The organism is Burkholderia sp. 22PA0099 (assembly GCF_047497165.1).
GTDB lineage: Bacteria > Pseudomonadota > Gammaproteobacteria > Burkholderiales > Burkholderiaceae > Burkholderia.
In genome coordinates, this window is record NZ_CP163165.1 from 1,493,618 (window position 1) to 1,508,483 (window position 14,866).

Below are 14,866 nucleotides of genomic sequence, written 5' to 3' on the forward strand. Positions count from 1 at the left end.
GTGGAAATGAGCGACGGATCGATGGCGAGCCGGCGATGAATCGGCGGCCGGCGGGCGCTGCGGCGGGCAGGGCGGCCCGCCGCGCCGCTTCAGGCGGCGTGCTCGACGATCAGTTGCACGCGCGTGACGCCGTTCCAGGTATCGCTCGCCAGCCGGTAGGCGACGGTCGCGCGCGCCGGCAGCGGCTCGGTGTGGTTGAACCAGATCGCGCCGAAGCGCTGGCGGCCGCGCAGCAGTTGCAGCTTCAGGTGCTTGTCCTTGACCAGCGCCTGCGAGGCCACCTCGAATTCTCCCGAAAACAGCGGGGCCGGAAAGCCCTGGCCCCAGACGGCAGCATCGATCAGCTCGACGAACTGCGGCGTGAAGTACGCATCCTCCAGGTCGCCGTCGGTTTCGACTACGCGCGCGAGCGTGTCGGCCGACAGCCATTCGCGCGCCACCGCCTCGAACGCGGCGGCGAAGCGCGGCACCTTGTCGGTTTCGAGCGTGACGCCGGCCGCCATCGCGTGGCCGCCGAACGTGACGAGCAGATCCGGCTCGCGCTTCGAGACCAGATCGAGCGCGTCGCGCAGATGGAAGCCCGGGATCGAGCGGCCGGAGCCCTTGACACGCGCGCCGCTCTCGTCGGCATGCGCGAACGTGAACGACGGGCGGTGGAACTTCTCCTTGAGCCGGCCGGCGACGATGCCGATCACGCCCTGGTGCCACTCGGGATTGAACAGCACGATGGTGGCCGCCTCGGCCGGATCGACGCTCGCCAGGTCGGCCAGCGCCTGCTGCTGCATGCCGGCCTCGATCTCGCGGCGCTCGCGGTTCATTGTGTCGAGCTGCTGCGCCAGGTCCCAGGCGCGGCCGACGTCGTCGGTGGTCAGGCATTCGATGCCGAGCGACATGTCCGACAGGCGGCCGGCCGCGTTCAGGCGCGGCCCGAGGCCGAAGCCCAGGTCGAAGCCCGAGGCGCTGCGCGCCTCGCGCGCGGCGGCGCGGAACAGCGCGGCGATGCCGGGCTGCATGCGGCCGTTGCGGATTCGCTGCAGGCCCTGCGCGACCAGCACGCGGTTGTTGCCGTCGAGGCGCACCACGTCGGCCACGGTGCCGAGCGCGACCAGGTCGAGCAGGCCGTCGAGGCGCGGCTCCGGGCGCGCGTCGGTGAACGCGCCGCGGCGGCGCAGTTCGGCGCGCAGCGCGAGCAGCACGTAGAACATCACGCCCACGCCGGCAATGTGCTTGCTCGGGAACGTGCAGCCCGGCTGGTTCGGATTGACGATGGCGCGCGCATCCGGCAGCGTCGCGCCGGGCAGGTGGTGATCGGTCACCAGCACGTCGATGCCGAGCGCGTTGGCGGCGGCCACGCCGTCGACGCTGGCGATGCCGTTGTCCACCGTGATCAGCAGGTCCGGCTTGCGCGCGGCGGCGAGCTTGACGATTTCGGGCGTCAGGCCGTAGCCGTATTCGAAACGGTTCGGCACCAGGTAATCGATGCTCGCGCCGAGCATGCGCAAGCCGCGCACGGCCACCGCGCAGGCGGTGGCGCCGTCGCAGTCGTAGTCGGCCACCACCAGCATCCGCTTGCGCGCGTCGAGCGCGTCGGCCAGCAGCACGGCGGCCTCCTCGCAGCCCTTCAGGCTGGCGGGCGGCACGAGGCGGGCCAGCGCCGTTTCGATGTCCTCGGGGCAGGTGACGCCGCGCGCCGCGTACAGGCGCGCGAGAACGGGATGCAGGCCGTGGCGGGCCAGGGCTTCGGTGTCGGCGGGCGAGGCCGAGCGGGTGACGAGTCGGGTCATGCGCTTGCGTTTTCGAACAGGGAGGCGAGCGCGCGGCGTCGCCAGAATTTGCGGAGATCGCCGCGCGTGGCGGCGAGCGTCGTGGCGCTGGTGTCGCCGCACAGCGTGAAGCTCAGTTCGCGCACCCGGCCCGCGCGCAGTGCCTCGAGCGCCGGGGCGAACCAGTCGCGTTCGAGCGCGTCGAGCGCGTCGCGCCAGCGGTACCAGTCCTGCTGGATGAACGGGACGGTCAGCGTGTCCAGCTCGATCAGCGTGGCGCGTGCGTCGTCGTTATCGGCATGGTTGGCGGCCAGGGCATCGAACGTGGCCGGCGGCGCATCGGCGGGCGCCTGCGCGGCGAGCGCCAGCCCGCGCGTGGCGCAGGCGGTGGACAGCACGCGCGCGAACGGGCTGCGCACCGGCCGCAGCGTGCCCTGGCCGTGAAACCAGATCGAATTCGCGCTGAACTGGCGGCGCGCCTCGCGCGCGTCGTTCACCGCGTGGCCGAACCAGGCCATCTGCACTTCGTTCTGCAGTTTCATCCAGAGGCGCGAGCGTTCGCCCGTGCGGGCCTCGTGCGGCAGCCAGATCTCGATGTTGCGGCCGCTCGCGCGCAGCGGTGCGGCCCCGGCCAGTTCGGCCAGCGAGGCACTGGAGACATACCAGCGTTTCGGATGGGGCGCCTGCATGCGCACGCCCAGCTCCTCGATCAGCGGGCGCGCCACGTCGAGCAGCGCGGCGGCTTCGGCGTCGGCCAGTTCGAGCGAGGACGGATCGATCAGCACCAGGTGGTCGGTCGCGATCTGCACGTGCACCGGCTCGATGCAGGCCCACGGCGCGTCGCCGGGCGTGCCGCCGTCGGCGAGCAGCATGTAGGGGGCGAGCGGGGCGTCGTCGGTCTGGCCGTCGATCGCGCCGAAGCGCTGGGCCAGCCAGCGTTCGTGCGGCAGCGTGCGCTGGAAATCTTCGCCGGCGATCCGTTCGACCAGGCGCGCGCGGGCCAGCAGCGCGCTCAGCGCCGGGCTGGCGAGATCGCGCAGTGACAAGGCGGCATCGGCGGCGGACGGGAGCGCGAACGGCAGCAGGAAATGGAGGCGGCGGGGGGCAGGGTGGTCGCGCATGATGGTGCGCATTGTAGGCCAAACGGCCTGGGCCGGCGGCGCGGTTTGTGGCCCGGGGTGACCCGGGCCGCGCGAGCGCGGCAGCGGTCGGGCGAGTCATGGCAGCAGCATGCGCGGCTGTGCCGACAACGGCGGGCGGCCGTGCCGGGAAGACCGCCCGGCGGGGCATCGGCGGCTTTTGCACAGGCCCGTTGCAGGCCGCCTCGTCCTGTCTCGTTTTCAGAGCCGGTTAAGTAATGTGTGGCAAACTTCGCGCGTGATCGGCGGCGCCCGGCCTGGTGCGCCGCCTTCCGGGCTGCCGGCCCGGATGCCTCACCCGGCCGGCGACGCCCGCCGCAACACGTAAAAAGGACCCGCTTGAAACTCCCGTACGAATGGCAGATCGGCTGGCGCTACACGCGCGCCGGCAAACGCACGACCGGCAACGGTTTCATCTCCTTCATCGCCGCCGTCTCGATGCTCGGCATCGCGCTCGGCGTGGCTGCCCTGATCGTGGTGCTGTCGGTGATGAACGGCTTCCAGACGCAGGTGCGCGACCGCATGCTGTCGGTGCTCGCGCACGTCGAGATCTTCTCGCCCACCGGTTCGATGCCGAACTGGCAACTGACTTCCGACGAAGCGCGCCGCAATCCCGAAGTGATCGGCTCGGCGCCCTACGTCGAGGCGCAGGCCTTGCTGACCCGCCAGGATGCGGTGAGCGGCGTATTGCTGCGCGGTGTCGATCCGGTGCGGGAGCCGCAGGTGTCCGACGTGAGCAAGGACATGAAGGCCGGCTCGCTCGCGGCCCTGCAGCAAGGCCAGTTCGGCATCGTGCTCGGCACTGCGCTGGCCAGCAATCTCGGCGTGGGTGTGGGCGATAAAGTCACGCTGGTCGCGCCGGAAGGCACCATCACGCCGGCCGGCATGCTGCCGCGCCTGAAGCAGTTCACGGTGGTCGGCGTGTTTGAATCGGGCCACTACGAATACGACAGCACGCTCGCGATGATCGACATCGGCGACGCGCAAACCCTGTTCCGCCTGCCCGCGCCCACCGGCGTGCGGTTGCGGCTCAAGGACATGCAGCGCGCGCCCGAGGTGGCCGTGCAGTTGTCGCATTCGCTGTCGGGCGATCTGTATATCCGCGACTGGACGCAGCAGAACAAGACGTGGTTCTCGGCCGTCAAGATCGAGAAGCGCATGATGTTCATCATCCTGACGCTGATTATCGCGGTCGCGGCGTTCAATCTGGTGTCGTCGCTCGTGATGACGGTGACCAACAAGCAGGCCGATATCGCGATCCTGCGCACGCTCGGTGCGCAGCCCGGCTCGATCATGAAGATCTTCGTGGTGCAGGGCGTGACGGTGGGCTTCGTCGGCACGCTCGCGGGCGTCGGCCTCGGCAGCCTGATCGCCTGGAGCATTCCGTGGCTGATCCCGATGATCGAGCATCTGTTCGGCGTGCAGTTCCTGCCGCCGTCGGTGTATTTCATCAGCGAACTGCCGTCGGAGCTGGTGGCCGGCGACGTGATCAAGATCGGCCTGATCGCATTCGTGCTGTCGTCGGTGGCGACGCTGTATCCGAGCTGGCGCGCGGCCAAGGTCCGCCCGGCCGAAGCACTGCGCTACGAATGAGCGGGGCGCGCAACAGGCCATGAACTCGAACCATCAAGGAAATCCGCGCATGCGCGAAACCGTGCTCGAAGCGAGCGGCATCACCAAATCGTTCCAGCAGGGCGGGCTCGACGTGCGCGTGCTGGCCGAGGCGTCCGTCACCGTGCATCGCGGCGAGAAGCTCGCGATCGTCGGCGCGTCGGGCTCGGGCAAGAGCACGCTGCTGCACGTGCTGGGTGGGCTCGACGAGCCGGGCACGGGCGAGGTGTCGCTGCTCGGCAAGCCGTTCACGCGGCTCGCCGAGCGTGAACGCAACGACCTGCGCAATCGCGCGCTGGGCTTCATTTATCAGTTCCACCATCTGCTGCCGGAATTCTCGGCGCTCGACAACGTGGCGATGCCGCTGCGAATCCGCCGGCTGGCGGCCGCCGAAGCGCATCACGCGGCGCGCGAGATGCTCGAACGCGTCGGCCTCGGCCATCGCGCGAAGCACCGTCCGGGCGAGCTGTCGGGCGGCGAGCGCCAGCGCGTGGCGGTGGCGCGCGCGCTCGTCACCAAGCCGGCCTGCGTGCTGGCCGACGAGCCGACCGGCAACCTTGACGGCTCGACCGCCGACAACGTGTTCAACCTGATGCTCGAACTGTCGCAAACGCTCGACACCAGCTTCGTGATCGTCACGCACGATCTGGAACTGGCCGGCCGCTGCGACCGCATCCTGCGGCTGCGCGACGGCGTGCTGCACGAGGAGCCGGCGGTGCCGGCCTGACGCGATGTGGATCGACACGCACTGCCATCTCGACGCCGGCGAATTCGACGCGGACCGCGCTGCGGTGGCGTTGGCGGCGGCCGAGGCGGGCGTGTCGGGCATCGTGATTCCAAGCGTCGGCGCGGGCAATTTCGATACGGTGCGCGAGCTGGCGCATCGCACCGCCGGCGGCAGTTACGCGCTCGGCATCCATCCGCTGTTCACGCCGGCCGCGGGCGACGATGACCTCGACCGCCTGCGCATGGAGATCGAGGCCAGCCTCGACGATCCGCGCTTCGTCGCGATCGGCGAGATCGGCCTCGATTACTTCGTCGACGGGCTCGACAACCCGCGCCAGGAACACTTCTACGCCGAGCAACTGAAGCTGGCGCGCGAATTCGATCTGCCGGTGCTGTGCCATGTGCGCAAGTCGCAGGATCGTGTGCTGGCGGGGCTGCGGCGCTTCGGCGTGCGGCGCGGCATCGCGCATGCGTTCAACGGCAGCTTCCAGCAGGCCGAGGCGTTCGTGACGCAGGGCCTGCATCTGGGCTTCGGCGGCAACGTGACGTTCGAGCGGGCGCGGCAGATCCGGCGGCTCGCCGAGCAACTGCCGCTGGAGGCGCTGGTGGTCGAAACCGATGCGCCCGACATCGCCCCCGAATGGCGCTACAAGCAGCGCAACACGCCCGATCAGGTGCCGCGTATCGGCGAGATCATGGCGGCCCTGCGCGGCAGCGACGTTGCCGGCATGGCGCGCGCGACCACCGAGAATGCCCATGCGGCGATGCCGCGTTTGCGCGCCGCGCTGGCTTGATGGCGCCTGAGTTGCCTGCTCGGTTGCACGCGTTTCGGTTTTTTCCCATCGCTCTATTCCCTTCGGCCGGCGTGATCGTTTCGACGGTTCGCGGCTGCCTTTCTTCCCCATAATCGTCCGTGCTTGGCGTCGTGTTCGCGGCGCGTCATCACGAGGTGGCGATGCGGGAAATCTGGATCGCGTTTGCGCTCGGCGTCGTGCTGTTGCAGCGGCAGGCGAGCTTGCCGGAATGGCGCTTGTTGGCGGCCTTGGGGCTGGCGGTGGGGCTGCTGATCGCGCTCGTGCTCGTGCTGTTTGTCGGGCCTACCCGTTGGGCGGGGCGGGCGTGTGTGCCTGCGGCGCTCGCGTTGGCCTTGCTCGCCGGCTTTTCCTACGCTGCCGTGCGCGCGCATTGGCGGCTCGCCGATACCTTGCCGGCCGAATGGATGCGGCGCGATGCGATCGTGACCGGCACGGTGCGCGGGCTGCCCGCGCGCGACGCCGACGGCATGCGTTTCGTGTTCGACGTCGACGGTCACGACACGGGCCTCGCACACTTTCCGGCGCGCTTGCGCTTGTCGTGGATCGTGCGCGGTGGCGACGCCGTGCCACCGCCGCCGATGCGCCCTGGCGAGCGCTGGCGGCTGCGCGTGCGCCTGAAGCGACCTCACGGCGCGGCCAACGACGGCGTGCGCGACGCCGAGGCCGGGTGGCTGGCGCAAGGCGTGCGCGCGCTCGGCTACGTATCCGCGCCGCGCGACGCGATACGGCTCGATGCGGGGCCTCGCACACCGCGCGACGCCGTCGATCGGCTGCGGTTCGCGCTGCGCGAGCGGGTCCGCACGGTGCTGGCCGGGGCGCCGCATGCGGGCATCGTGATCGCGTTGGCGATCGGTGCGCAGGACGACATCACCGAAGCCGACCGCCGCTCGCTGCGCGCCACCGGTACGAGCCATCTGGTGGCGATTTCGGGGCTGCATATCGGTATGGTCGGGGCGTTGGCCGGCTGGGGCGTGGCCGCGTGGTGGCGGCGCGCGGCGGTACGCGGCATGCCGTTGCCGCTGATCGTGCCGGCCCAGTACGCCGGCGCGTGCGCGGCGATCGCCGGAGCCGGCTGCTATGCCGCGCTGGCCGGCTTCAACGTGCCGGCGCAGCGCGCCTGGTGGATGTTGAGCACGGCCTGCCTCGCCTATCTGGCCGGGCGTGCGGTGCCGCCGTCGGCCACGCTGGCGATGGCGCTTGCCGGCGTGCTGATCGCCGATCCGTGGGCGGTGCTGCTGCCGGGGTTCTGGCTGTCGTTCGGCGCGGTTGCGGTGATCCTGTTCGCGGTGTCGGGGCGCACGAATCGGCGGCGGCATCGGCGGGAGGGCGAACCGCTGGCCGCCGATGCCGATATGGGTGTTGCGCAGCCGCGTCGCGCCATCGATTCGCGGCGTTGGGTTGCGCGCCTCGCTCACGGGATCGCCAGCGGCGCGCGCGTGCAATACGCGGTGACGCTCTGGATGGTGCCGCTCGGCGTCGTCTGGTTCGGGCAGATCCCGCTGGGCGGCATGGCGGCCAATGCGCTGGCGATTCCGTGGGTCGGCTCACTCGTCACGCCGGTCGTGCTGGCCGGCGTGGTGCTGCCGGCGCCGCTCGATGCGCTGGCGTTTCATGCGGCGCACGCGATGCTCGCGGCGTTGTTCGGCGTGTTCGACGCGCTCGGGCCGGCCGAGCGCTCGGTGTTGACGATGGCGCCGCCGTCGGGCTTCGCACTGGCCGCCGCGCTGATCGGCGGCGGATGGATGCTGATGCCGCATGGCTGGCTGTTGCGTTTCGCGGCCCCGCTCGCGTGGCTGCCGTTCGCGCTGCCCGCGCCGCAGGGGCCGCCAGCGGGCGCGGCGAGGCTGACGATGCTCGATGTCGGGCAGGGCACGTCGGTGCTCGTCGAAACCGCGCATCACCGGCTGCTGTTCGATGCCGGGCCGGGTGAGGAGTCCACGCGTGCGGGCGAGCGCGTGGTCGTGCCGTTCCTGCGTGCGCGCGGTATCGACAAGCTCGACGTGCTGATGATCAGCCACGCCGATGCCGATCACGCGGGCGGCGCGCCGGCCGTGCTCGCCGCGTTGCCGGTCGCGCAGCTCGCGGGCGGCTTGCCGCCCGGCAACCGGCTGTGGCGTCAGGCGAAGGATGCCGGCGTGGCCGACCGGCTCGTTTGCGCGGCCGGGCAGCACTGGCAGTGGGATGGCGTGCGTTTTGCCGTGCTGTGGCCGCAGGGCGGGGTGCGGGCCGGCAGCGCGAATGCGCAATCTTGCGTGCTGCACGTCTCGGCGGTCCGCCACGCGGCCTTGCTGACAGGCGACATCGACACGCGCGTCGAACGCGTGCTGCTGGCCGGCGACCGCGCGGCGCTGGCGGCCGATGTGCTGGTGGTGCCGCATCATGGCAGCCGCACGTCGTCGTCGGAACCGTTCGTCGATGCGGTCGGGCCGCGCACCGCGTGGTTTCCGCTCGGTTATGCGAACCGTTTCCGGCATCCGCATCCGACTGTCTGGGCGCGTTTTGCCGAACGCGGCATTCCGCTGGCGCGCAGCGATCGCGACGGTCAGGTGGAGGTCATGCTGAACGATCCCGACGCTCCCGACGCTCCCGACGCATTGCCGATCCTGCGCTACCGTGACCGCCACCGGCGCTACTGGATGGATCGATGAGGGCGAGAGTAGAGGGAACCATCGAAGCGCGGTCGATCGAAAGGATTCGATAAAAATCAAACGCTTATCGCCTCATTTCGAAAATGACCCGGCACGCGGCCCGGTGCGCCCCGGCGCATTGTGCGATATGGCCGCACGGACGCGCTATGCTCGTCCGGCATCGTCGCGCAGCCTTGTCTGCCGTGCCCCGAACCGAACACAGGAGACACCGCTCACTTGAAGGACATCCTCCATTTCTCGCATGCGAACGGCTTTCCCGCCTCGACCTACCGGACGTTGTTCGCCGAGCTGGCCGACGAGTACGAGATCCGCACGCTGGAGCGGATCGGTCACGACCGGCGCTATCCCGTCACGCGCGACTGGCCGCATCTCGTCGACGAGCTGGTCGAGACGATCGGCCAGCGCTACGAGCGGCCGGTCTGGCTGGTCGGCCATTCGCTCGGCGGGTATCTGTCGCTGATGGCGGCGCTCAAGAGGCCGCAATGGGTGCGCGGCGTCGTCATGCTCGATTCGCCGGTGATCGCGGGCTGGCGCAGCAGCGCGCTGCGCGTGAGCCAGTGGACCGGCCTCGACGAGCGGCTCTCGCCGGCCGCGGCCACCCGTAAGCGGCGCACGCGCTGGGCCAGCCGCGACGAGGTCTGGCGGCATTTCCGCGAGAAGCCGGCGTTCGCGCGCTGGGACGAGCGGATGCTGGCCGACTACGTCGATCACGGCATTCCGCAGACGGATGCGTCCGGCGAGCGGCGGCTCGCGTTCGACCGCGAGATCGAGTACATGATTTATCGGACGTTGCCGCACACGCTCGGGCCGCGGCTTGCGCACGGCGCGCCGGTGCCGGTGGGCTTCCTGGCCGGCACGCGTTCGCGCGAGGTGCGGCAGGTCGGGCTCGATGCCACGCGGCGTATCGCGCACGGCCGGATCGAGTGGCTCGAAGGCTCGCATCTGTTCCCGATGGAGCACCCGCTGGAAACCGCACGCGCCTTGCAGCGCATGCTGAATACCTTGCGTTCGGCCGGCGCCGCCGCATAGCAGCCGGCGTGGCGCGAGGCGGCGTGCAAAGGCGCGGGACAGCCTGCCGCAGCACGCCTTCCCGGCCGCTCGCGCGGCGTCGGGACAGCCGGCGCGCAGGTGCCGAAACGGGCCATCGGCCGCCTCGCCGCACAGGGCAAGGATAGGGCGCGATCGGTCCACAATTGCTCAGAGATGCACGGTCTTTACGGTATAATCCGTTTTTCCCGCGAGCATTCAGCGATGACCAAATATGTATTCGTCACCGGCGGCGTAGTTTCTTCCCTCGGCAAGGGAATTGCTGCCGCTTCTCTCGCCGCGATCCTCGAGTCGCGCGGTCTAAAAGTCACCCTCCTCAAGCTCGATCCGTACATCAACGTCGACCCCGGCACGATGAGCCCGTTCCAGCACGGCGAAGTGTTCGTGACGGAAGACGGCGCGGAAACCGATCTCGACCTCGGCCACTACGAGCGCTTCATCAGCACGAAGATGCGCAAGGCCAACAACTTCACGACCGGTCAGATCTACGAGTCGGTGATCCGCAAGGAACGCCGTGGCGATTATCTGGGCAAGACGGTCCAGGTCATTCCGCACATCACCAATGAAATCCAGGCGTTTGTCGAGCGCGGCGCGGCGTCGGCCACCTGCGGCGAGCCGGACGTGGCGATCGTCGAAATCGGCGGCACGGTGGGCGACATCGAATCGCTGCCGTTCCTCGAAGCCGCACGTCAGATGAGCCTGCGCATGGGCCGCAACAGCGCGTGCTTCGTGCACCTGACGCTGGTGCCGTTCATCGCGACGGCCGGCGAACTGAAGACCAAGCCGACCCAGCACAGCGTGCAGAAGCTGCGCGAAATCGGCATTTTGCCGCATGTGCTGCTGTGCCGTGCCGATCGCCGCATCCCCGACGACGAGTGCCAGAAGATCTCGCTGTTCTCGAACGTGCCGGAAGACGCGGTCATTTCCGTGTGGGACGTCGACAGCATCTACAAGATCCCGCAGATGCTGCACGATCAGGGCCTCGACAAGATCATCTGCGAAGAGCTCAAGCTCTCGCCGAACGACGCCGACCTCTCGATGTGGGCCTCGCTGGTCGATCGCCTGCAGCACCCGAAGCACGAAGTCACGATCGGCATGGTCGGCAAGTATGTCGAGCTGACGGAATCGTACAAGTCGCTGATCGAGGCGCTGCGTCACGCGTCGATTCACACGTCGACCAAGGTCAACATCGAATACCTCGACTCCGAGGAAATCGAAACCAACGGCGTCGACAGCCTCAAGCACCTCGACGCCGTGCTGGTGCCGGGCGGTTTCGGCCGTCGCGGCACCGAAGGCAAGATCGCGGCGATCCGCTATGCGCGCGAAGCGAACGTGCCGTATCTCGGTATCTGTCTCGGCATGCAGCTCGCGGTCATCGAATTCGCACGCGACGTGGTCGGCCTGAAGGGCGCCAACAGCACCGAATTCGATCCGGAAACGCCGAGCCGCGTGGTCGCCCTCATCACCGAGTGGCACGATCGCGAAGGCAAAGTGGAAAAGCGCACGGAAGGATCGGATCTGGGCGGTACGATGCGCCTGGGCTCGCAGCGCTGCCCGATCAAGGCCGGCACGCTGGCCGAGGAAATCTATGGCGCCGACGTCAACGAACGTCACCGCCATCGTTACGAGGTCAACAACGGTTTCGTGCCCCAGCTCGAAGCCGGCGGCCTCGTGATCAGCGCCCGCACGCCGAGCGAGGATCTGCCGGAAATGATGGAGCTGCCGCGCTCGATGCACCCGTGGTTCGTCGGTGTCCAGTTCCACCCGGAATTCACGTCCACGCCGCGTGACGGTCACCCCCTGTTCAAGTCGTTCGTCGAAGCCGCGCTGGCCAATCAGCAGGCGCGTGCCGGAGTGAAAGCATGAAACTGGGCGATTTCGAAGTCGGCCTCGATCGGCCGTTCTTCCTGATCGCCGGCACTTGCGTCGTCGAATCGGAGCAGATGACGATCGACACCGCGGGCCGGCTCAAGGAAATCTGCGCGAAGCTGAACATCCCGTTCATCTACAAGTCGTCGTTCGACAAGGCCAACCGCAGTTCGGGCACCTCGTTCCGCGGCCCGGGCATGGACGAAGGCCTGCGCATCCTGTCCGAAGTCAAGCGCCAGCTCGGCCTGCCGGTGCTGACCGACGTGCACGGCATCGAGGAAATCGAGCCGGTGGCGTCGGTGGTCGACGTGCTGCAAACGCCGGCCTTCCTGTGTCGGCAAACCGATTTCATCCACGCCTGCGCGCGCTCGGGCAAGCCCGTCAATATCAAGAAGGGTCAGTTCCTCGCGCCGCACGACATGAAGAACGTGATCGACAAGGCGCGCGCCGCGGCCCGCGAAGCCGGCCTGTCCGAAGATCGCTTCTTCGCCTGCGAGCGCGGCGTTTCGTTCGGCTACAACAATCTCGTGTCCGATATGCGTTCGCTCGCGATCATGCGCGAAACGGGCGCGCCGGTCGTGTTCGACGCCACCCACTCGGTGCAGTTGCCGGGCGGGCAGGGCACCAGTTCGGGCGGCCAGCGCGAGTTCGTGCCGGTGCTCGCACGCGCGGCCGTGGCCACCGGCGTGGCCGGGCTGTTCATGGAGACGCACCCGAACCCGGCCGAGGCGAAGTCCGACGGCCCGAACGCCGTGCCGCTGCATCGCATGGCCGCGCTGCTCGAGACGCTCGTCACGCTCGACGCGGCGGTCAAGCGCACGCCGTTCCTGGAAAACGATTTCAACTAATGCATGAACTTGGCGGCGGTGGCAGGCGTCTGTAGCAAGGTCTGCTCCGCCGTCACAGCCATCACGACGGAATCCATCGTCATCCTCAGAGGAAATCATGAGTGCAATCGTAGATATCATCGGCCGCGAGATTCTGGATTCGCGCGGTAATCCTACCGTCGAGTGCGACGTGCTGCTCGAATCGGGCACGATGGGCCGCGCCGCGGTGCCGTCGGGTGCGTCGACGGGCTCGCGCGAAGCGATCGAGCTGCGCGACGGCGAAGCCGGCCGTTATCTCGGCAAGGGCGTGCTGAAGGCGGTCGAGCATATCAATACGGAAATCTCCGAAGCGATCATGGGTCTCGACGCGTCGGAGCAGGCGTTCCTGGACAAGACGCTGCTCGAGCTGGACGGCACCGACAACAAGTCGCGCCTCGGCGCGAACGCGATGCTGGCCGTGTCGATGGCCGTCGCGAAGGCTGCCGCCGAAGAAGCCGGCCTGCCGCTGTACCGCTATTTCGGCGGCTCGGGCGCGATGCAGCTGCCGGTGCCGATGATGAACATCGTGAACGGCGGCGCGCACGCCAACAACAGCCTGGACATCCAGGAATTCATGATCGTTCCGGTCAGCCAGCCGACGTTCCGCGAAGCGCTGCGCTGCGGCGCCGAAGTGTTCCACGCGCTGAAGAAGATCCTGTCGGATCGCGGCATGAGCACGGCCGTCGGCGACGAAGGCGGCTTCGCACCGAACTTCGGCAGCAACGACGAATGCCTGTCGACCATCATCCAGGCGATCGAGAAGGCCGGCTACCGTGCCGGTGAAGACGTCCTGCTGGCGCTCGACTGCGCGGCCTCGGAGTTCTATCACGACGGCAAGTACCAACTGGCCGGCGAAGGCCTGCAACTGTCGTCGGCCGAATTCACCGACTACCTGGCCACGCTCGCCGACAAGTTCCCGATCGTCTCGATCGAGGACGGCATGCACGAAAGCGACTGGGACGGCTGGAAGCTGCTGACCGATCGTCTGGGCAAGACGGTGCAACTGGTCGGCGACGACCTGTTCGTCACCAACACGCGCATCCTGAAGGAAGGCATCGAGAAGGGCATCGGCAACTCGATCCTCATCAAGATCAACCAGATCGGTACCTTGACCGAAACGTTCGCCGCCATCGAAATGGCCAAGCGCGCCGGCTACACGGCCGTGATCTCGCACCGCTCGGGCGAAACGGAAGATTCGACGATCGCCGATATCGCCGTGGGCCTGAACGCCGGCCAGATCAAGACGGGCTCGCTGTCGCGCAGCGACCGCATCTCGAAGTACAACCAGTTGCTGCGCATCGAGGAAGATCTCGGTGATATCGCCAGCTACCCGGGCAAGTCGGCGTTCTACAACCTGCGCTGATAACGCGCTACTATCCGGACTTGTCCTCCGTGACGCCGCTTCGCGACCCTCGCGAAGCGGCGCTTCTTATATCTGCGGCTCGTACATGCGGCTTGTCACTGTCGTTCTGATCGCCTTGCTGGTGTTGATTCAGTACCCACTCTGGTGGGGACATGGCGGCTGGCTGCGCGTGCACGAATTGCGTCAGGAGCTGGTCGACCAGATGCAGAAGAACGCGGACGAAAAGCTGCGCAACGAGCGCATTGCCGGCGAAGTGCAGGATCTGCAAAGCGGCACGGCCGCCATCGAGGAGCGCGCGCGCTACGAGATGGGCATGATCAAGGACGGCGAAGTGTTCGTGCAGTTCGTCTCGCCGAATTCGCCGGCGCCGATGGTGCCGAATCAGAATTCCACGGCGTCGCTGACCAATCACGGCGTGACCACCGGTGCACCGGTCAGTGTCGTGCCGAACCCGGTGTCGCGCGCCAAGCCCGAACGTCATCACGGCCGCGCGGCGCATCACGAGTGAGGCGGGAACGGCGGCAGCCAAAGAAAAACGCGACCAATAGGTCGCGTTTTTTTCAGCAAGCGCGCATGAGCGGAAGGCCAGAACCCACGGCCGGATGAGTCTTACCAGCCCCATCCCCAGCCCGGATAGCCGTATCCGTAACCCCAGCCGTTGTTCCAGCCCCCGTAGTAGCCGCCATAGACGGTGACCGGTGCCGGTGCGTAATAAGCGGCCCGCGCGGCGGCTTCGGCCGACATCACCTCGTCCTGCTCGCGCAGCACCTGCTTGTCGATGGCGTCGTAGCGCTGCTTTTCCGCGGGCGTAAGCGGCCGAGCCTGGGCCGCGGCGGCACCGGGCTGGCCATCGGGCAGCCGGCTCAGCACCGTGGACGGCGGCGCGACCGCACAGCCCGCGAGCAGCGTGGCCGCCAATACGGCGGCCAGGGCGGCCGAGGCCGATACCGAGGCCGGCAGCGGCAGTTGGCGAATGGATCGGATGCTCATGATGCTTCTCCCTCGGCGCGGGCGGGCGG

Annotated in this window: 12 protein-coding genes; 9 read left to right on the forward strand and 3 right to left on the reverse strand. The window is 68.3% G+C overall.

Going from position 1 to position 14,866, the window contains the following annotated elements; translation table 11 throughout:
- Positions 1-89: 89 nt before the first annotated feature.
- On the reverse strand, positions 90-1,784 hold the full coding sequence (gene recJ / locus AB4851_RS22185; protein WP_414451458.1) for a single-stranded-DNA-specific exonuclease RecJ: 1,695 nt from the start codon (positions 1,782-1,784) through the stop codon (positions 90-92).
- Positions 1,781-2,896 (reverse strand): regulator, encoded by a 1,116-nt coding sequence (locus AB4851_RS22190; RefSeq protein WP_414451459.1) that lies wholly within the window; start codon positions 2,894-2,896, stop codon positions 1,781-1,783. Before AB4851_RS22190 ends, recJ begins: the two co-directional genes overlap by 4 nt.
- A 345-nt stretch (positions 2,897-3,241) precedes the next feature.
- On the opposite strand from AB4851_RS22190, the gene AB4851_RS22195 reads away from it, so the two are divergent.
- From AB4851_RS22195 to ftsB, 9 genes are all read left to right on the forward strand, one after another.
- Positions 3,242-4,495, forward strand: coding sequence for a lipoprotein-releasing ABC transporter permease subunit (locus tag AB4851_RS22195; protein WP_414442508.1), 1,254 nt, complete (start codon positions 3,242-3,244; stop codon positions 4,493-4,495).
- Between the two features lie 19 nt (positions 4,496-4,514).
- Complete coding sequence (gene lolD, locus AB4851_RS22200; protein ID WP_414451460.1) at positions 4,515-5,240, forward strand: lipoprotein-releasing ABC transporter ATP-binding protein LolD; 726 nt, start codon at positions 4,515-4,517, stop codon at positions 5,238-5,240.
- A 4-nt stretch (positions 5,241-5,244) separates the two neighbouring features.
- A complete protein-coding gene (locus AB4851_RS22205) occupies positions 5,245-6,033 on the forward strand; it encodes a TatD family hydrolase (RefSeq protein ID WP_414451461.1) in 789 nt (262 codons plus the stop codon).
- 161 nt (positions 6,034-6,194) lie between these two features.
- Positions 6,195-8,702 (forward strand): ComEC/Rec2 family competence protein, encoded by a 2,508-nt coding sequence (locus AB4851_RS22210; RefSeq protein WP_414451914.1) that lies wholly within the window; start codon positions 6,195-6,197, stop codon positions 8,700-8,702.
- Between the two features lie 216 nt (positions 8,703-8,918).
- Entirely contained in the window at positions 8,919-9,731 is an 813-nt protein-coding gene (locus tag AB4851_RS22215; RefSeq protein ID WP_414451462.1) for an alpha/beta fold hydrolase, read from the forward strand.
- Positions 9,732-9,953: 222 nt separating this feature from the next.
- Positions 9,954-11,615: a CTP synthase gene (locus tag AB4851_RS22220; RefSeq protein ID WP_414442503.1), complete on the forward strand. Its 1,662-nt coding sequence runs from the start codon at positions 9,954-9,956 to the stop codon at positions 11,613-11,615.
- Positions 11,612-12,466, forward strand: coding sequence for a 3-deoxy-8-phosphooctulonate synthase (gene kdsA, locus AB4851_RS22225; protein ID WP_414451463.1), 855 nt, complete (start codon positions 11,612-11,614; stop codon positions 12,464-12,466). The genes AB4851_RS22220 and kdsA overlap by 4 nt, the downstream gene beginning before the upstream one ends.
- A gap of 97 nt (positions 12,467-12,563) precedes the next feature.
- Entirely contained in the window at positions 12,564-13,847 is a 1,284-nt protein-coding gene (gene eno / locus AB4851_RS22230; protein ID WP_414442501.1) for a phosphopyruvate hydratase, read from the forward strand.
- An 85-nt stretch (positions 13,848-13,932) separates the two neighbouring features.
- Complete coding sequence (gene ftsB / locus AB4851_RS22235) at positions 13,933-14,355, forward strand: cell division protein FtsB (protein WP_414451464.1); 423 nt, start codon at positions 13,933-13,935, stop codon at positions 14,353-14,355.
- A 101-nt stretch (positions 14,356-14,456) separates the two neighbouring features.
- On the opposite strand, the gene AB4851_RS22240 is transcribed toward ftsB, so the two are convergent.
- The gene (locus AB4851_RS22240; RefSeq protein WP_414451465.1) at positions 14,457-14,837 is read right to left on the reverse strand and encodes a hypothetical protein; all 381 of its coding nucleotides are present in this window, start codon (positions 14,835-14,837) and stop codon (positions 14,457-14,459) included.
- Positions 14,838-14,866 lie beyond the last annotated feature (29 nt).